This is a genomic window from Fundidesulfovibrio magnetotacticus (genome assembly GCF_013019105.1).
Taxonomy (GTDB): domain Bacteria; phylum Desulfobacterota; class Desulfovibrionia; order Desulfovibrionales; family Desulfovibrionaceae; genus Fundidesulfovibrio; species Fundidesulfovibrio magnetotacticus.
Window position 1 is genome coordinate 64418 of record NZ_BLTE01000006.1, and the last position, 16772, is coordinate 81189.

Below are 16772 nucleotides of genomic sequence, written 5' to 3' on the forward strand. Positions count from 1 at the left end.
GCCATGCACGACCCTGAAATGGCAGCGCAGGAAGTTTGGGCGTATTTTAAACGCTTAAACAAGGGGCTTACCAACAGCGGGAGAAAGGTGAACTTGATCGGTGTTGGAGCTGGCCGTTGCGGGACATCGATGATTCAGCTGCTCTTTGAAAACTCGCGGGACATATACGCCACACCGGTCAAAGAAGTCAACTATTTCGGCGTCATGGAAGAAAAGCATCATCCACGAGGCTGGTCGCGAAGAGATTATGAGAGGATATTCCTGGATGCGGACAGCGAAAAATATGTCTGTGAAATAAGCCCCGTCTATTTAACCCAACCAGGTTCTGCCGAGTCAATTCTTCAATACAACCAGGATATCAAAATCATAATTACTTTAAGAGAACCACTCTCCAGATCTATTTCGCTCTACAAGCATCTCTACCGCGAGCACGGCAACAACTCCATCGAAAAGTATTTCACCGAAGGCCTTAGTCAAGTCAAGCTCAATGCCGTCAGAGAAACGGACTGGCTGTCTCCGGGCAAAAATATACTGCAATCTCAATACGCTGACGCCATTGCCAAATTCCTCAAGTTATTCCCAAGAGAAAACATATGCATACTGCTCTACGAAGACTTAAGATACGATTCCGCGCACTGGATCAATACGCTTGAATCATTTATCGGCCTAGACCTAGACAGCTCATTCTTGAGCTGCAATGTAAACGCTTCAGAAGACGTTCCCCTGGACTTAACGCCTGAGTGTGCCAACAAACTTCTGAGTCATTTTCTTCCAGACGTTATCCGCACATCTGAAATTCTTGGAATTGATCTCAAGACAAAGTGGTACAGTCATACGGAGCAGACACCACAGCGCAGCGCCTCCCTGATCATGCCAGAGCCAGACAACCCCCAACGGCCTACACGGGAATGAACAGCACGACTTGAACCAGGAAGCCCCTTAGGGAAATGAGTGTTCCTCGGTAATCAGGACAGTCATTCTGCCTTCGGAAGCCTTCATCGAGCAGAGGCCCCCGTCCGGCGTCGCCGGGCGGGGGCCTTCGGGTTCTTTCGCGGATCGCGGCAGGGAGTCGGCTAGCCCACCACCACGTTCACCAGCTTGCCGGGCACGTAGGTGACCTTGCGCACCGTCTTGCCCGCGATGTGCCGGTCCACGTTTTCCCCGGCCGGGGCGGCCTGCAGGGTGTTCACGGCCGAGGAGACGGAGCGCGGGCCTTCGGCGCGCAGGGCCTCCACGTTGGCGAAGAGGACCACCCCAGGTCCTTCTCCGGGGGGGGCGGCGAAGAGCATGAGCACGCGCACGGTGTCCGCCGCGGTTCATGCCGGGCGTGATCCGGTCTGGACAGGCGCACCCCGCGTCGCATGCCGACATCCTCTCCTTCATCCCACGGCTCACCGTGCCGACTCCCTCCGCCAGCGATCGATTTCGACCGCAGCCACGGCCGCGAGCAGGAACGGCGCGGCGAGGATGGCCTGGTCGGGCCAGAAGAGTCCCATGTCCCAACTGCGCCAGGAGAAGGGGTACAGCCAGAACTGGGAGGGACCGCCCACGGTCCTTTGGAGCATGTCCAGGGCCTGATGGAGCAGCGAGCCCATGGCCGTCCAGGCGAAAGCCTGCCTGCGCAGCCGCCCAGGCAGGAGCATGCAGAGGGCGTAGCAGGCCAGAAGGCAGGGGACCGGCTCGTGGAGCAGCTGGAAAAGCCGACTGGTGCAGAACATGCCGGGCACGCGGGCCAGGAGATCCGGGAGGCAGTTGCCGAGGAGCCAGCAGGCTGCCGGGAACTCCGCGAGTTCCCGGCGGGCGAGGCGTTCGCCGCCGCGCCGTGCGAGCTGCGCCGCGCAGAGGTGCGTCACGAGGTCCGGCAAGACGCCTCAGGGTTTGGCGCGCAATGCGCGCGCCAGGGCTTGGAGGAAGATGCCGCAGGCGACGACGGCGGCGGCCAGCGAACCCCAGACCTTGAAGGCGCGGTCCAGGTGGACGTGGACCAGGCTGGGATCCAGGCGGTTCGGCGGGCGGAAAGCGGCGGCCAGGTCCACGATCGAGCCGGTCTCGACCTCCGGCCAGCGGCCCTCCACCTGGACGGGGCCTTTCCGGGTGGCCAAGCGAAAGCCCTCGGGGCCGACGGCGGCGACGACCGCCTGGTTGATGTACAGGAGCGCGCCGTCGCAGTCGGACGGCTGATCGAGGCAGCGGGCCAGGGAGCGTTCGCCAGGCGGGCCGTCCGCTCCGGCCAGGACGATCCCCGCCAACAGCAGCGCGGAGAGGGCGCATTTGATCCAGCGGAGGTGGTCGGAGAACATGGCGTGGGCGCTCCCTGGCCGGATGGACGAAAAAGTCGTCCGCAGGCGGAACGGACTTATTTTTCTTCCGTGCCGTTCAATTTGAGGATTTTGCGCAGCGTGTCCTTGGAGATGCCCAGCTCGCGGCAGGCCGCATTGCGGTTGCCCAGGTTGCGCTTCACGGCCTTGACGGCGGCGTGGTAGCGCACCTCGTCCATGGTCATGGGGCCGTCGCTGGTGACGGGCCGGATGGCCGGGCGGAGGTTGCGCGGCAGGTGGTCCACCTGGATGAGCCCTCCCGGGCAGAGGATGCAGGCGTACTCCAGAATGTTCTCCAGTTCGCGGATGTTGCCCGGGTAGCCGTAGCGGGTGAGCAGCCGCATGGCCTCGGGGGCAACGCCCCGGATGTCCTTGCCCTGGGCGCGGCGGCGGTGGCGCAGGGCGTGGTCCACGAGCAGGGGCACGTCCTGGGAGCGCTCGCGCAGGGGCGGCAGGGTGAACTGCACCACGTTGAGGCGGTAGTAGAGGTCGCCCCGGAAGGTCCCCTCGTCCACCATGCGGGCCAGGTCGCGGTTGGTGGAGGCCACCACGCGCACGTCGGCGGCCACGCTCTCCACGCCGCCCAGGGGCTCGTAGACGCGCTCCTGGAGCACGCGCAGGATCTTGGACTGGAGGGCCAGGGGCAGATCGCCGATCTCGTCGAGCAGCAGCGTGCCGCCCTCGGCCAGCTGGAAGCGGCCGGGCTTGTCGCGCCGGGCGTCGGTGAAGGCCCCTGCCTTGTATCCGAACAGCTCGGATTCCATCAGGTTTTCAGGCAGCGCCCCGCAGTTCACGGCCACGAACGGCCCTTTGGCGCGTCCCGAAAGGCGGTGGATGGCCCGGGCGAAAAGCTCCTTGCCGGTGCCGGATTCGCCCAGCAACAGCACGGTGGCCTCGCTCTGGGCCACCTGGGGCAGGATGCGCACCAGTTCGGTGAGGCTGCGGTCCTTGGTGCAGAAGTCTTCCGGGGAGCCCCAGCAGACGTGGCGGGCGTCGTCGAAGCCGCCGGTGAGGTCCCGCAGGGTCTCCACGCCGCCGATGATGCGCCCCTTGTTGTCCTTGAGGGGCGCGGCGGAGACGCTCACGGCGGCGGTCGTGCCGTCGCCGCGCAGGATGTGCATGATGCGGTGGGCGATCTTGCGGTCGTCCGTCATGCAGGCGCGCAGCACGCAGACGTCCTTGCAGTCCTTTGTCTGGAACACGTCCCAGCACTTGGCCCCCAGGGCCCTGGCCATGGGGATGCCCGTGAGCGCTTCGGCCGACTTGTTGAAGTAGGTGATGGCCCAGTCGGTGTCCACGGTGAAGACCCCGTCCGCCACGCTGTCCATGATGAACGAGCACATGGACGTGCAGGGAAACGGCGTTCCCAGCTGTTTCATTCGCCCCTCCGCCAGCCTGACGGTCCCCCGCGCTTTTGGGTACGTGGTAGCCCCGGGCGTTGCGGGGGTCAATGCAGAGGACGAAGAATTCGTCCGGGCAGCTGACCGGCCCTGGCCGCTTGATGGTCAACCACCTGAAAATATACTGGAAACAGACTTGGCATCATTTGTGAAAAAAAGAGCGCAAACGGGGCGTGGGCGCGCCCCGACAACCAGGGTGGCTGGGCAGCCCCCGATACAAGGTGAGGAGGACAGTCATGGAACTTACATTGACCATCACCGGTCGCCGCTGCGACCTGGCTCTGCATCCCGTTTCGGCCAAGACCGTGGAACGCATCCAGACGCTCGGCCGCAAGTTTTACACCAAGAAGTACATCCACTGGTGGCGCAACGGCAACACCAGCACCTGCGGCATGAAGTTCGACGACGACTGCGTGGTGAAGGTGCAGCTCGACCACCGCGAAGTGCCCTTCAACTCCGCCGGCATCGGCCGCGACGCCGTGCTCCTGCGCCGCCGCCACTACCTGGAGAGCAAGGCGCGCTACCTGGCGCTCCTGGGCTACGACGACGAATACTGCCACATGGTTTGGAAGTGGACCAACGTCGCCGGGTTCGACCCCACCCGCTTCAGCTTCTTCGTGCACCGCTGGGACCGCATCCTGGGCGAACAGGACTTCCTGATCCTCGACGACGTTCGCTACGACGGCGCGTTCGCCGACACGCAGGACTGGGGCGGCAGCTGCGGGTTCTCCCTGGTGGACCCCCGCATCATCGACCTGGACGAACTGCGCAAGGAGCTGGGCATCGAGCAGGAAAAGCCCGCCCCCAAGCTGGTGGCCAAGGAGACCCCCGCGCCCGCGGGCCCCGCTCCCCTGGAGAGCGCATCCTGCGACCCCACCGCGCGGCCCCTCGTGATCCCCGTTGAAGCCCCCAACGCCGTGGGGGTGCACGGCTGCACCACCTGCAAGAACTCCACGCGCGTGGAACTGCGCATCGAGGACGACGTGGTGGCCGCCGCCGGGGGCGAAGCCTCGGGCTGCGAATACGGGAAGGAATGCTTCGAGGCCCTCACCCGGCTCGTCACCGGCAAGCCGGTCTGGGAATGCTGGGGCCTCTCCAACGAAGACCTGCGCCCCCTGCTGCCGCGCGTGCTCCCCAAGCTCGACTGCGACACCTTCACCGTGGGCGCTCTCAAGATCGCACTGCGCGCCTGGGAAAAGCGCCAGGCCGCCTAGCAGGCTCTTCCCGGCGCGGAGACGCCGTGCCCCGCGCCGAACCGCCCGGCCGACGACTCGGCCGGGCTCCTCCCGACCGGCCGCCCCGCAGCAGTCGCGGGGCGGCCGCGCCGTTGACGCGTCCTGCGAGGCCGCCACGCAAAAGCCCCCGCCCGGCAGCGCCGGACGGGGGCCTGTGTTCCGTGGAACCGGAAGGGGAGCCGACTAGCCCACCACCACGTTCACCAGCTTGCCGGGCACGTAGATGACCTTGCGCACCGTCTTGCCCGCGATGTGCCGGGCCACGTTCTCCTCGGCCAGGGCGGCCTGCTTCACGGCGTCCTCGTCGGCGTCGGCGGCCACCTCGATCTTGCCGCGCAGCTTGCCCAGCACCTGCACCACCACGGTGACGGTGTCGGTGGCCAGGGCGGCGGGGTCGTGGGCGGGCCAGGGCTGGTCGGCCAGGAGGGTCTTGTGGCCGATCATCTCCCAGAGCTCCTCGCACACGTGCGGGGCCATGGGCGAGAGGGCGGCCAGCAGGGTGTTCACGGCCGAGGAGACGGCGCGCGGGTCTTCGGCGCGCAGGGCCTCCACGTTGGCGAAGAGGAAGTTGACCAGCTCCATGATGGCCGCGATGGCGGTGTTGAACTGGAACTGGCCCTCGATGTCCTTGGCCACCTTGGCCACGGTGGCGTGCTCGCGGCGGCGCAGCTCCCTGGCCAGTGGCGAGAGGGCCTCGGGGTCCTGGGCCAGGCAGGGGCCGGTGGGCGCAACGACACCGGCCAGCTCCTCGGTGACCAGGCGCCAGAGCCTTGAGAGGAAGCGGGCAGCGCCCTCGATGCCCGAATCGGACCATTCCAGGTCCTTCTCCGGGGGGGCGGCGAAGAGCATGAACACGCGCACGGTGTCCGCGCCGTAGCGGGCCACCATCTCGTCGGGGTCCACCACGTTGCCCTTGGACTTGCTCATCTTGGCCCCGTCCTTGATGACCATGCCCTGGGTGAGCAGGTTGGCGAAGGGCTCGGCATGGCTGACGTAGCCCAGGTCGCGCAGGGCTTTGACGAAGAAGCGCGAGTAGAGCAGGTGCAGGATGGCGTGCTCGATGCCGCCAACGTACTGGTCCACGGGGGACCAGTAGCGCACGGCCTCGGGGTCGAAGGGCGCGGTGTCGTCCTTGGGCGAGCAGTAGCGCAGGAAATACCAGCTGGACTCGAAGAAGGTGTCCAGGGTGTCGGTTTCGCGCCGCGCGGGGCCGCCGCAGGCGGGACAGCTGGTGTTCACGAATGCGGCGTTGTCGGGCAGGGGCGAGCGGCCGTCGTCGCGCACCTGGATGTCCAGGGGCAGGCGCACGGGCAGGTCGGACTCCTTGACCGGGACCACGCCGCACTTCTCGCAATAGACCATGGGGATGGGCGCGCCCCAGTAGCGCTGGCGGGAGACGTTCCAGTCCCGCAGGCGGTAGTTGACTGCGCGCGTGCCTTTCCCGGCTGCTTCCAGCCAGTCGGCGATGGCGATTTTGGCGTCGCCCGAATCCTTCCCGGTGAAGTCGCCGGAGTCGCGCAGCAGGCCCGGCTCGGTGTAGGCCGCCGTGAGGGCGTCCGCGTCCAGGGTCTCGCCCCTGGGCTCGATGACCACCTTGAGGGGCAGGCCGTACTTCTGGGCGAACTCGAAGTCGCGCTGGTCGTGGGCGGGCACGGCCATGACCGCGCCGGTGCCGTAGCCCATGAGCACGAAGTTGGCCAGGTAGATGGGCATCTTCAAGCCCGTCACGGGGTTGACGCAGTAGCTGCCCGTGAACACGCCCTCTTTTTCGAGGTCGTCGGCCTGGCGCTTGATGCGGTCCATGTTGCGGATCTTCTCGATGAAGGCGCGGGTTTCGCCCTCCTGGGGCTTGCCCTTGATGAGGCGTTCGGCCAGGGGGTGCTCGGCGGCCAGGGACATGAAGGTCGCGCCCCAGAGGGTGTCCTGGCGGGTGGTGAAGACGCGCACCGCGCCCTCGCCCTCTTCCAGGGGAAAGTCGATCTCGCAGCCCACGGACTTGCCGATCCAGTTGCGCTGCATGGTGAGCACGCGCTCGGGCCAGCCGCCCGAGAGGGTCTCCAGGTCGGCCAGCAGCTCGTCGGCGTAGGCGGTGATGCGCAGAAACCACTGTTCGAGGTCTTTCTGTTCCACCTCGGAGTCGCAGCGCCAGCACTTGCCGTCCTCCACCTGCTCGTTGGCCAGCACGGTGTGGCAGTCCGGGCACCAGTTCTGGGGCGAGTTCTTGCGGTAGACCAGGCCCTTTTCGTAGAACTTGAGGAAGAACAGCTGCTCCCAGCGGTAGTATTCGGCGTCGCAGGTGGCCAGCTCGCGCTCCCAGTCCAGGGAGTAGCCCATCTTCTGGAGCTGGGCGCGCATGTTGTCGATGTTCTCGTAGGTCCACTTGGCGGGGTGGAGCCTGCGCTTGATGGCCGCGTTCTCGGCGGGCAGGCCGAAGGCGTCCCAGCCCATGGGGTGGAGCACGTTGAGCCCCTGCATGCGCTTGATGCGCGCCACCACGTCGCCGATGGTGTAGACGCGCACGTGCCCCATGTGGATGCGCCCCGAGGGATAGGGGAACATCTCCAGCACGTAGTAGCGGGGCTTGGAGGGATCGGCCTCCACATGGAAGTGGCGGCCCTGCGTCCAGCGGGACTGCCACTTGGCCTCGATGGCGAGAGGATCGTACTTTGTCATAGAGAAATTACCCGGCCTTTCTGGCTTTATGGCAAAAGAACGCTTCTTACAGACGTCCAGAAAATCTTTAGGATTGTAAGTCACCAAAAACGAGAAGTCGCTGTGGTGCACATCTATTATGCTGCATATTATCCAATCGACCAGACTTTTCCTTGCACCACCATCAAACAATGCCCTGAGCGCTCTCTCCCTGAATGGGGAGTCATCAAATTTCACAACCCTGCCATCGACTATATATTTCTTCAGTTTGTCCAGGTAATATGGCTTTAAATTCTTTGTCCCCAGAAATTCGTACAGCGTTGGCCAAGGGGCAATTATCTCGAAACCCTCCTCCACCAACTCACTGAACACATCCAGAGAAGTGCTGTGCCACTCGTCACCCGAGTCGCACAGCCCTATCCAAAAGCATGAGTCTACCAACGCCCTCTTCATGCATCAACATCTTCATATTCTTTGCTCTCAACTGCATAACCCGCCCACGGGGCCTTCTTTCTGGCCCCGAACAGGAAATCACCTTTCATCTTGCCCGAGCTCGACTCTTTGAACACGACATACAGCCGATCTTTCTTGGAAAGTTTCACTGCCTTGGAGATATCTTTCCTGAGGCTGTCAAGCAGGTTGCCACTGAATTCGTAAGGAAAAAAAGCCAGGCCATTCACGCACTCCCTCGCGCCTTTCTCGTCCAGCCATTCGTAAAGCGATTCGACATCTCCTCCGAATTCAAAGTCATACGAGAGGAACACTGACTTCTTGGCCATAAGATCTCTCCTACAGTTTCTTCTCTGCTCCCGCCTTCCCCTGGTCCACGGCCTTGGCCACGGCGTCGAGCACGCCGTTGACGAAACCGGGCGAGTTCTCGTCGCCGAACTCCTTGGCCAGCTCCACGGCCTCGTTGAGGGCCACGCGCAGGGGAATGTCCTCCACGTGGAGCATCTCGTAGACGCCCAGGCGCAGGATGGTCAGCTCCACCTTGGCGATGCGGGCGATCTTCCAGTTCTGGGCGTGTTTGGAGATGAGCTTGTCCAGCTCCTCCCGGGCGTTCCACGCGCCCTTGACCAGTTCCTGGGCGTAGCCGTCGCCGGGCTCTTCGGGGAGCCCGGGGTCCTCGGGGGCGTTCTGCACGGCCTTGAGGAGCCCCCTGTCGCTGACGGGGGGCTCGAAGTCGAAGCCGTAGAGGATCTGGAAGGCGCGGCGGCGGGCGCGACGCCTGGGCGTGCGGGGGCCCGACACTAGAGCTGCTCCAGGACCCGCACCAGCTCCAGGGCGGCGGAAGCGGCTTCCACGCCCTTGTTGCCGGCCTTGGTTCCGGCGCGCTCGATGGCCTGCTCCAGGTTGTCGGTGGTCAAAAGGCCGAAGCCAACGGGCACGCCGGTCTCCAGGCTGACCATGGCCAGGCCCTTGGTGCACTCCCCGGCCACGAAGTCGAAGTGGGGGGTGTGGCCCCTGATCACCGCGCCCAGACAGACCACGGCGGCGTACTTGCCCGAGGCGCAGAGCTTCTTGGCGGCCAGGGGCATCTCGAAGGCCCCGGGCACGCGCACGAGGGTGATGTCCTCGCGATCGGCCCCGTGGCGGGCGAGGTAGTCCACCGCGCCGCCCACCAGGCGGTCCACGATGGTGTCGTTGAAGCGCGAGGCCAGGATGGCGAACTTGAGGCCCTTGGCCGTCATCTGGCCTTCGATGGTGCGGATCTGGGTCATGGCGGGTTCCTTACTTGGTCTCCAGGTTGAGCATGTGGCCCATCTTCTCTTTCTTGGTGAGCAGGTAGTCGAAGTTTTCCACGCAGGCGTTCATCTCGATGGGCACGCGCTCCACCACTTCCAGGCCGTAGCCTTCGAGCCCCACAATCTTCTTGGGGTTGTTGGTGAGCAGGCGCATCTTGGTGACGCCCAGGGCCACCAGCATCTGCGCGCCGATGCCGTAGTCGCGCAGGTCGGCCTTGAAGCCCAGCTTGCGGTTGGCCTCCACGGTGTCCAGGCCCTGGTCCTGGAGGGCGTAGGCCTTGATCTTGTTGGCCAGGCCGATGCCGCGCCCTTCCTGGCGCATGTAGAGGGCCACGCCCTTGCCTTCGCGGTCGATGGCGCGCAGGGCCTGCTGGAGCTGCCCGCCGCAGTCGCAGCGCAGGCTGCCCAGCACGTCGCCGGTGAGGCACTCGGAGTGCACGCGCACCAGGATGGGCTCGCCGGGGACGATTTCGCCCTTGACGATGGCCAGATGGGTCTTGGGGTTGGGCCCGCTGGTCTCGAAGGCGATGACGCGGAAGCCCTCGCCGTAGCAGGTGGGCAGGGCGGCCTCCGCGACCTTGTTCACGGCCAGGTGGCCGAAGCGCATGCGGTAGCGGATGAGGTCGGCGATGGAGGCGATCTTGAGGCCGTGCTTCTTGGCGAACTCCACCAGGTCCGGCATGCGGGCCATGTTGCCGTCGTCGCGCATGATCTCGCAGATCACGGCGCAGGGTTTGAGGCCCGCCAGACGGGAGAGGTCCACGCTGCCTTCGGTCTGGCCGGCGCGCTCCAGCACGCCGCCCGAGCGGGCGCGCAGGGGGAAGATGTGGCCCGGGGAGACCACGTCCTCGGCCTTCACGCCGTCGGCCACGGCCGTAAGGATGGTGGTGGCGCGGTCGTAGGCCGAGATGCCGGTGGTGACGCCCACGCGCGCCTCGATGGACACGGTGAACCCGGTCCCGAACTGGGACTGGTTCTGGTCGGTCATGAGCGGCAGCTTGAGCTTGTCGGTCCACTCCGGCGACATGGGCAGGCAGATGAGCCCGCGTCCGTGCACGGCCATGAAATTGATGATTTCGGGGGTGACCTTTTCGGCGGCGATGGTCAGGTCGCCCTCGTTCTCGCGGTCTTCGTCGTCCACCAGGATGATCATTTTGCCCTGGCGGATCTCCTCGATGGCTTCCTCGGTGGTGCAAAGGGGCATGGGACGGTCCTCCTGAAGCGGTCGCGGGCGCGATCGCCTGAACGCGAATCAGTAGTGCGGAACCCGAAAAAGGGCAAGCGCCCGCGAGGAGGAGGAATTGCCGACTCAGAATCCGTGATTTCTCAGAAATTCCTCTGTGATGGCGGACGGTTTGGACTTGGCGGCGAAGGGTTCGAGCATGCGGGCCACATATTTGCCGATGAGGTCGCACTCCATGTTCACGGCGCGACCGGCGCACCAGCCGTCGATGGTGGTCTCGGCCTGGGTGGCGGGGATGACGTTCACGCTGAGCCAGTCCTGCCCGCAGGCGTTCACGGTGAGGCTCACGCCGTCCAGGCAGACCGAGCCCTTCTCCACCACGAACACGCCGAAACGCTCGGGGAACGCGAGCGTGTAGCGGACGCTCTCCCCGGCGGGAGCGGAGGACTCCACGCGGGCCAGACAGTCCACGTGGCCGCTCACCAGGTGTCCGCCCAGGCGGTCGCCCAGGGCCAGGGCGCGCTCCAGGTTCACCAGCGAGCCCATGGCCAACTCGCCCAGGTTGGTCTTCTCCATGGTCTCGGCCGAGGCGTAGGCGAAGAAGGCGTTGGACGCGGCCTCCTCCACGGTGAGGCACACGCCGTTGACCGCGATGGATTCGCCCAGCACGATCCGGGGCAGGTCGAAGTCCGCGCGCACCCCGAGGCGCATCTGCGCGCCCCTGCGCGTGAGCGCCGTGACCTTTCCCGTACCCTGCACCAGACCCGTGAACATGGCATCCTCCCGATCCGCTCTGCGCCTTCTAGTGCACCCTCCGGGACGCTTTGTCAAAACGTCCGGCGCGACGCATCGCGTCGGGGCGGCAACGCATATCCCGGGCATCGCCACTGCCCGGCACTGCGCGTCCGGCGCGGGCCGCGCCGTGGTTCCGGTTTCTAGAAACACAGCGCAAAGATGCTTGCCGCATCGCCCCGGAAGCGCTCCGCGGACGCCTCCGATACAGTGCGCAACAGTGGCTTTTTTTCAACCTAAAGGAGAAAAAGTACGTGGCCGATATTTACACGGCGCGGCGCGTTCGTGTATCGCGTCGGGACACCACCCGCGTTTTTCAGGAGAACCACATGGACGACTATCTCAAGGAAGCATTGGAAATCGTCAAGGCTCAAGCAAGCGTTCGCAACATGACCGAAGAGGAAATCACCTCCATGGTCAAGAAGGTCGCGGAGGGCATCCGCGGCATCAGCGAAGGCGCTCCCGTTGTGGAGGAGGGCGCAGGCCCCGCCACCGACCCGAAGAAGGCCATCAAGGAAAAGTCCGTCACCTGCCTGGAGTGCGGAAAGACCTTCAAGATCCTCACCAAGAAGCACTTGGCCACCCACGGCGTCACCGCCGACGAATACAGGGCCAAGTACGGCTACAAGAAGGGAACGCCCCTGGTGAGCAAGTCCCTCCAGCGCGAGCGCCGCACCAAGATGAAGGACATGAAGCTCTGGGAAAAGCGCAAGAAGGCGAAATAAGCCCGCACCACCGGGCTGCTTCCATCACCCACAGCACCGCCCCCAGGCCAGAGGCCCCGGGGGCGGTGTTGTTTGCAAGGCCGGAACGCGCGACGCCCGCGCCCGTCCGGCTGCCCAGCGCGCCCCGCCGCGCGAAAGCACCCCGCCCGGAGCCGCCCAGCGCGTCCCGCACCGCGCCGGGTCCGCGGCCGCTTCGTGTGCGGCGCGTCCCCCCACGCACCCCATCCCGGGTCTTGCCGCGACCGGCCCCCCCCCCCCCCCCGCCGACAGGCCTTGACCCGGAAGCCCCCGACATCTAGCATGAGTCATGGACTTCTCCCTCCAGACCCTGGACCAGGGGCTCCTGGCCTCGCTCTCCGGCAGGCTCGACCATGAAGGCGTGGCTTCCTTCGAGGCCCGCTCCCAGGGTCTGCTCGACGCGGCCGGGGCATCCTGCCTCGTCCTGGACCTGGCCCGGCTGGACTACCTCTCCAGCGAAGGGCTGCGCGCCCTTGTCTCCCTGGGCCAGAAAGCCCGCGCACGGGGCGTGTCCCTGGCCTTCTGCGGCCTGGGCGGCCTGGTGCGCGACCTCTTCGACATCTCGGGCCTCTTCCAGGTGTTCACCGTGGCGGAGAGCCCCCAGGCGGCCTTCCGGGCGGCCCGCCGTGGCTGACCGGACGCCTCCCGCCCCGGCCGCGCACGCCGGACGCCCCCACGTGGGTCTGGTGATGGGCTCCGAGGGCCTGCGCGCCTTCGCGGCCATCCCGGTGTTCCAGTTCCTGCGCGAACAGGGCCTGGGGCCGGATCTGCTGGTGGGCGCGGGCGGCGGGGCCTTCATCGCCGCCCTGGCCGGGGCCGGGTTCGACCTGGCCCAGGTGGAGGAGGCCTTCCGGGCCATGGGCGACAAGCGCCTCTTCACCGAACTCGATCCGGCGGCGGCCCTCTTCCTCAACCAGGGCCAGACGCCCCGCGTGAACGCCGAGACGGGCCTGGCAGACTCCGCGCGCCTGCGCGGAGTGTACGCCCGCGTCTTCCGGGGCCTTCAGCTGGAGAACCTGTCCACCCGGACCGTGCTCACCGCCACCGACGTGCGCACCGGCGAGTCCGTGGCCCTGGACCAGGGCTCCCTGGCCGAGGCCGTCTACGCCGCGGGCAACCCCTTTCCCCTCACGCCGCCCCTGGTGCGCGGCGAGCAGTGGCTGGCCGACGGCTCCTACACCCAGCCCCTGCCCACCCTGGAGGCCGCGCGCCGGGGCATGGACGTGGTGGTGGCCGTCTACGCCCAGGACGACTTCGCGTCCCTGCCAGCGGGCCTAGGCGAATCCTACCTCAACGTGATCCGCTCGTTCCGCAAGTCCATGCTGCGCGCCCAGATGTTCCAGACGCTGCAGAGCTCGGGCGAGGAACTGGTGGTGGTGCTGGCCCGGCCGCGCAAGCGCGCTGGGCTTGAGGCCGGGGAGGATTTTTCGTCCATTCTCGAGGCGGGAACGAAGGCCCTGGAGCGCATGCGCGGGTCCATCCTGGACGCCGTGGCGGCCAAAAGCCGCCGCGTCTCCGCCGAGCCCCTGCTCCAGGAGCCCGACCCGCCCGGCGCGCGCGCGGGTCACCCCTCCGGGGACTGACGGGGCGCGGCCTTCCGCGCGGGGATGCGCCCGGGCGGCCCTCCCGGGCGGCATCCGCCGGGGCGCGGCACGAGGAGGAGGGGAAAACCCCGGATGACACGGCCGGACAATCCGGCTATCTTCGCCCTAAATGGGATGAAAACCGGGCGCAAGCGCCCGAAACCCCGGAGGCTGCCATGCGCCTGAAGCTGTCCTGGATCGTCCTGACCGCGCTGATTCTGGTTGCGTCCTGCACGGGCATCCGCTCCATCGCCCCGGAGGACGTGGCCGGCACGCCCACCCAGTACGCCACCGTGTCCGCCCCGCCCGACCCCGCGCTCATGGGCCACTGGCGCAGGCCCCAGCCCGGCAACCTGGAGCGGCCCTGGCTCTTTCAGTACTGTCTGGTGAAGAAGGGCGACAAGTACGCCGTCTATTACTACTACGACTCCCACAAGAAGAACTCTTTCAAGGGCTGGGCCAGCTTCTCCATCGACGGCTCCCGCATGACCTCCGGCGTCGACGGCGTGGTCTTCTACGCCAAAGACGGCAAGGTGTTCATGATCTGGCCGGGCCGCGACGATCACTACCCCATGGAAAAGCTGGACTAGCCAGGCAGCGACCCGCGTGGAGGCTTGTATGGCCGTCGTCAGGGCCGTCAGCGTGAGCGACAGGAAGGGGGCCAAGAAGGCCCCCGTTGAATCCGTGGAACTGGTGGCGGAACACGGCGTGGCCGGGGACGCCCACGCCGGAAGCCACCGCCAGGTGAGCCTGCTGGACTTCGGCGCCATGGAGGGCATGCGCCTGCAACTGCCCACCATCGGCCCCGGTTCCTTCGCCGAAAACCTCGCCGTGGAGGGGCTCGACGCCCTGGGCCTGGCCCTGGGCGACCGCATCGGCGTGGGGCCGGACGCGGTTCTGGAGATCACCCAGATCGGCAAGGAGTGCCACCAGGGCTGCGAGATCCGCCGCATCGTGGGCGATTGCATCATGCCCCGCCAGGGGCTCTTCGCCCGCGTGCTCCAGGGAGGGGCCGTGCGCCCCGGAGACGGCGTGCGGCGCGTCAAATCCTGATGCCCGCCGGGCGCGCCTCGATCTTCCAGGGCCTCTCCTGGCGTCTGGCCAAGTGGGTCTTCCTCTTCTCGCTTTCCGTGGCCGCGGTGCTTTCGGGCCTGGGCCTGTGGTCCAGCCGCAAGGACTTCCTGGCCGAAAAGCAGGCCCTCCTGGTCCAGGTGGGCCAGGTGAACCTGGACACCCTCTCCAACGCCATCTGGCACATGGACCAACAGTCCCTGCGCATGCAGCTCGACGGCCTGCACCGCCTCCCTGACGTGGAGCTGGCCGAGGTAACGAGCGAGGGCGCGGTGCTTGCCTCCGCCGGGCGCGAGGAAAGCCGCGAGCGTCTGGAGCGCGCCTACCCCCTGCGCTACGAGTTCCGGGGCGTCGCCCGCGACGTGGGACAGCTGCGCCTGGTGCTGGGCCTCGACGCCGGGCGCGAGCGCATAGAGTCCGACGCCCTGCGCGCCGCGGCCCTGGAGACCACCCGGACCATGCTCCTGGCCGGCGCCCTCCTCTTCCTGTTCTACTCCCTCGTGGCCCGGCACCTCCGGCGCATGGCCGTGCACGCCGCCGGGCTCACCCTGAGCGGCCTGGACAAACCCCTGGTCCTGGACCGCCCGCCGCCCGGCCCCTCCGGTCCCGACGAGCTGGACCGCCTGGCCTGGGCCATGGAGTCCATGCGCGCGGGGCTCTCCGCCTCGGTGGCCGAACTGCGCCAGGCCAACGAACACCTGCGCCAGGAGGTGCGCCTGCGCCAGGAAGCCGAGACCCAGCTGCGCGCCACCCGCGCCGCCCTGCGCAACATCCTGGACTCCATGCCCTCCATGATCGTGGGCCTTTCCCAGGACCTTGGCGTCACCCATTGCAACGCCACGGCCTCCTCCTTCGCCGGGGTGGACCCGGCCCAGGCCTTCTCCCGCCCCCTGCTGGAGGTGCTGCCGGACCTCACGCACCTGGAACAGGAACTGCGCGATGCCGTCGCCCAGGGCGCGCCCCTCACGCTCAGGCGGCTGCGCATGGAGAGGGACGGCCAGACGCTGCACGTGGACCTCTCGGTCTACCCGCTCCGTGGCGAAGCCGGACGCGGCGCGGTGCTGCGCCTGGACGACGTGACGGAACTGGCCCGCATGGAGGAATTCCTGGTCCAGTCCGAGAAGATGGCCTCCCTGGGCAGCCTGGCGGCGGGCATGGCCCACGAGATCAACAATCCCCTGGCGGGCATGCTCCAGAACGCCCAGACCCTGGAGCGCCGCCTCGGCAGGGAACTTGCCGCCAACGAACGCGCCGCGCGCGAGGCGGGCATCACCCTGGAGGCCCTGGAGCGCTACCTTCAGGCGCGCCAGGCCCCCATGCTCCTGGAGGCCCTGCGCACCTCGGGCGAACGCGCCGCGCGCATCGTGCGCAACATGCTCAAGTTCGCCCGCAGGGGCCAGCCGCGCCACGAGCCCCAGCACCTCGCGCAGATTCTGGACTCCGCCCTGGAGCTGGCCCAAAACGACTACAACATGAAAAAGAACTTCGACTTCCGGCGCATCCGCATCACCCGCGACTACGACCCGGCGCTCCCCCCCGTGCCCTGCTCCCCCCAGGAAGTGGAGCAGGTGGTGTTGAACATCCTCCAGAACGCCGCCCAGGCCATGTGCGGCCAGAAGGACGACCGCCCGGAGCCCGCCCTGCACATCGCCACCCGCCAGGAGAACGGCATGGCCGTGCTCACCATCCGCGACAACGGCCCCGGCATGGACGAGGCCGTGCGTCGGCGCGTCTTCGAGCCCTTCTTCACCACCAAACCCCTGGGAGAGGGCACAGGCCTTGGCCTTTCGGTGAGCTACTTCATCATCGCGCAGAACCACCGGGGCAGCCTGGAAGTGGAATCCGCACCGGGCCAGGGCTCAATCTTCGTCCTCAAGCTGCCGCTCGACCCGGCTCCCCCGACACCTCCCAGCGTGGCCTGAGAAGGCCTGAAAAAAGTTTCCATACCAAGGCAAGGGGTTGCGCCGCCCCCCACACGGGTTCCCCCCCCGAGGCACTAAAGCCCCCGGCCCAGGGGCCGATATGGTTTGCGTGCTTAACATCAGGTGAC

General features: G+C 66.5%; 18 protein-coding genes. 8 read left to right on the forward strand and 10 right to left on the reverse strand.

Annotated features, from left to right (window positions below):
* Nucleotides 1–3 precede the first annotated feature (3 nt).
* Nucleotides 4–912: a sulfotransferase domain-containing protein gene (locus NNJEOMEG_RS07920; RefSeq protein WP_173083108.1), complete on the forward strand. Its 909-nt coding sequence runs from the start codon at nucleotides 4–6 to the stop codon at nucleotides 910–912.
* Between the two features lie 161 nt (nucleotides 913–1073).
* On the opposite strand, the gene NNJEOMEG_RS07925 is transcribed toward NNJEOMEG_RS07920, so the two are convergent.
* The 4 genes from NNJEOMEG_RS07925 to NNJEOMEG_RS07940 all read right to left on the reverse strand — a co-directional run bounded on the left by NNJEOMEG_RS07925 (nucleotide 1074) and on the right by NNJEOMEG_RS07940 (nucleotide 3697).
* Nucleotides 1074–1301, reverse strand: a complete 228-nt coding sequence (locus NNJEOMEG_RS07925) for a hypothetical protein (RefSeq protein WP_173082987.1) — start codon at nucleotides 1299–1301, stop codon at nucleotides 1074–1076.
* Between the two features lie 90 nt (nucleotides 1302–1391).
* On the reverse strand, nucleotides 1392–1865 hold the full coding sequence (locus NNJEOMEG_RS07930) for a hypothetical protein (protein ID WP_173083110.1): 474 nt from the start codon (nucleotides 1863–1865) through the stop codon (nucleotides 1392–1394).
* A 6-nt stretch (nucleotides 1866–1871) separates the two neighbouring features.
* Nucleotides 1872–2300, reverse strand: coding sequence for a hypothetical protein (locus tag NNJEOMEG_RS07935; protein ID WP_173083112.1), 429 nt, complete (start codon nucleotides 2298–2300; stop codon nucleotides 1872–1874).
* Nucleotides 2301–2356: 56 nt separating this feature from the next.
* Nucleotides 2357–3697 carry a sigma-54 interaction domain-containing protein gene (locus tag NNJEOMEG_RS07940; RefSeq protein ID WP_173083114.1) on the reverse strand — a complete coding sequence of 447 codons (1341 nt, stop codon included), beginning with the start codon at nucleotides 3695–3697 and terminating at the stop codon, nucleotides 2357–2359.
* A gap of 257 nt (nucleotides 3698–3954) precedes the next feature.
* On the opposite strand from NNJEOMEG_RS07940, the gene NNJEOMEG_RS07945 reads away from it, so the two are divergent.
* Nucleotides 3955–4932, forward strand: a complete 978-nt coding sequence (locus NNJEOMEG_RS07945; RefSeq protein WP_173083116.1) for an iron-sulfur cluster assembly scaffold protein — start codon at nucleotides 3955–3957, stop codon at nucleotides 4930–4932.
* Nucleotides 4933–5136: 204 nt separating this feature from the next.
* Here NNJEOMEG_RS07945 and leuS read toward each other — a convergent pair whose 3' ends face one another.
* The 6 genes from leuS to NNJEOMEG_RS07975 all read right to left on the reverse strand — a co-directional run bounded on the left by leuS (nucleotide 5137) and on the right by NNJEOMEG_RS07975 (nucleotide 11307).
* Nucleotides 5137–7626 (reverse strand): leucine--tRNA ligase, encoded by a 2490-nt coding sequence (leuS, locus tag NNJEOMEG_RS07950; RefSeq protein WP_173083118.1) that lies wholly within the window; start codon nucleotides 7624–7626, stop codon nucleotides 5137–5139.
* Between the two features lie 428 nt (nucleotides 7627–8054).
* Nucleotides 8055–8384 carry a hypothetical protein gene (locus NNJEOMEG_RS07955; protein WP_173083120.1) on the reverse strand — a complete coding sequence of 110 codons (330 nt, stop codon included), beginning with the start codon at nucleotides 8382–8384 and terminating at the stop codon, nucleotides 8055–8057.
* Between the two features lie 10 nt (nucleotides 8385–8394).
* Entirely contained in the window at nucleotides 8395–8856 is a 462-nt protein-coding gene (gene nusB / locus NNJEOMEG_RS07960) for a transcription antitermination factor NusB (RefSeq protein ID WP_173083122.1), read from the reverse strand.
* A complete protein-coding gene (ribH, locus tag NNJEOMEG_RS07965) occupies nucleotides 8856–9326 on the reverse strand; it encodes a 6,7-dimethyl-8-ribityllumazine synthase (RefSeq protein WP_173083124.1) in 471 nt (156 codons plus the stop codon). Before ribH ends, nusB begins: the two co-directional genes overlap by 1 nt.
* Before the next feature lie 10 nt (nucleotides 9327–9336).
* The gene (locus NNJEOMEG_RS07970) at nucleotides 9337–10554 is read right to left on the reverse strand and encodes a bifunctional 3,4-dihydroxy-2-butanone-4-phosphate synthase/GTP cyclohydrolase II (RefSeq protein ID WP_173083126.1); all 1218 of its coding nucleotides are present in this window, start codon (nucleotides 10552–10554) and stop codon (nucleotides 9337–9339) included.
* Between the two features lie 105 nt (nucleotides 10555–10659).
* Complete coding sequence (locus NNJEOMEG_RS07975; protein WP_173083128.1) at nucleotides 10660–11307, reverse strand: riboflavin synthase; 648 nt, start codon at nucleotides 11305–11307, stop codon at nucleotides 10660–10662.
* A gap of 347 nt (nucleotides 11308–11654) precedes the next feature.
* Here NNJEOMEG_RS07975 and NNJEOMEG_RS07980 point away from each other — a divergent pair, with 347 nt between their 5' ends.
* From NNJEOMEG_RS07980 to NNJEOMEG_RS08005, 6 genes are all read left to right on the forward strand, one after another.
* A complete protein-coding gene (locus NNJEOMEG_RS07980; RefSeq protein WP_173083130.1) occupies nucleotides 11655–12050 on the forward strand; it encodes a Ros/MucR family transcriptional regulator in 396 nt (131 codons plus the stop codon).
* A 307-nt stretch (nucleotides 12051–12357) separates the two neighbouring features.
* Nucleotides 12358–12702: an STAS domain-containing protein gene (locus NNJEOMEG_RS07985; protein ID WP_173083132.1), complete on the forward strand. Its 345-nt coding sequence runs from the start codon at nucleotides 12358–12360 to the stop codon at nucleotides 12700–12702.
* Nucleotides 12695–13651, forward strand: a complete 957-nt coding sequence (locus NNJEOMEG_RS07990) for a patatin-like phospholipase family protein (protein ID WP_173083134.1) — start codon at nucleotides 12695–12697, stop codon at nucleotides 13649–13651. Before NNJEOMEG_RS07985 ends, NNJEOMEG_RS07990 begins: the two co-directional genes overlap by 8 nt.
* A 176-nt stretch (nucleotides 13652–13827) precedes the next feature.
* Nucleotides 13828–14241 carry a hypothetical protein gene (locus tag NNJEOMEG_RS07995; protein WP_173083136.1) on the forward strand — a complete coding sequence of 138 codons (414 nt, stop codon included), beginning with the start codon at nucleotides 13828–13830 and terminating at the stop codon, nucleotides 14239–14241.
* Nucleotides 14242–14269: 28 nt separating this feature from the next.
* Nucleotides 14270–14704, forward strand: coding sequence for an MOSC domain-containing protein (locus tag NNJEOMEG_RS08000; RefSeq protein WP_173083138.1), 435 nt, complete (start codon nucleotides 14270–14272; stop codon nucleotides 14702–14704).
* Nucleotides 14704–16644: an ATP-binding protein gene (locus NNJEOMEG_RS08005; protein WP_173083146.1), complete on the forward strand. Its 1941-nt coding sequence runs from the start codon at nucleotides 14704–14706 to the stop codon at nucleotides 16642–16644. The genes NNJEOMEG_RS08000 and NNJEOMEG_RS08005 overlap by 1 nt, the downstream gene beginning before the upstream one ends.
* The last annotated feature ends 128 nt before the right edge of the window (nucleotides 16645–16772 follow it).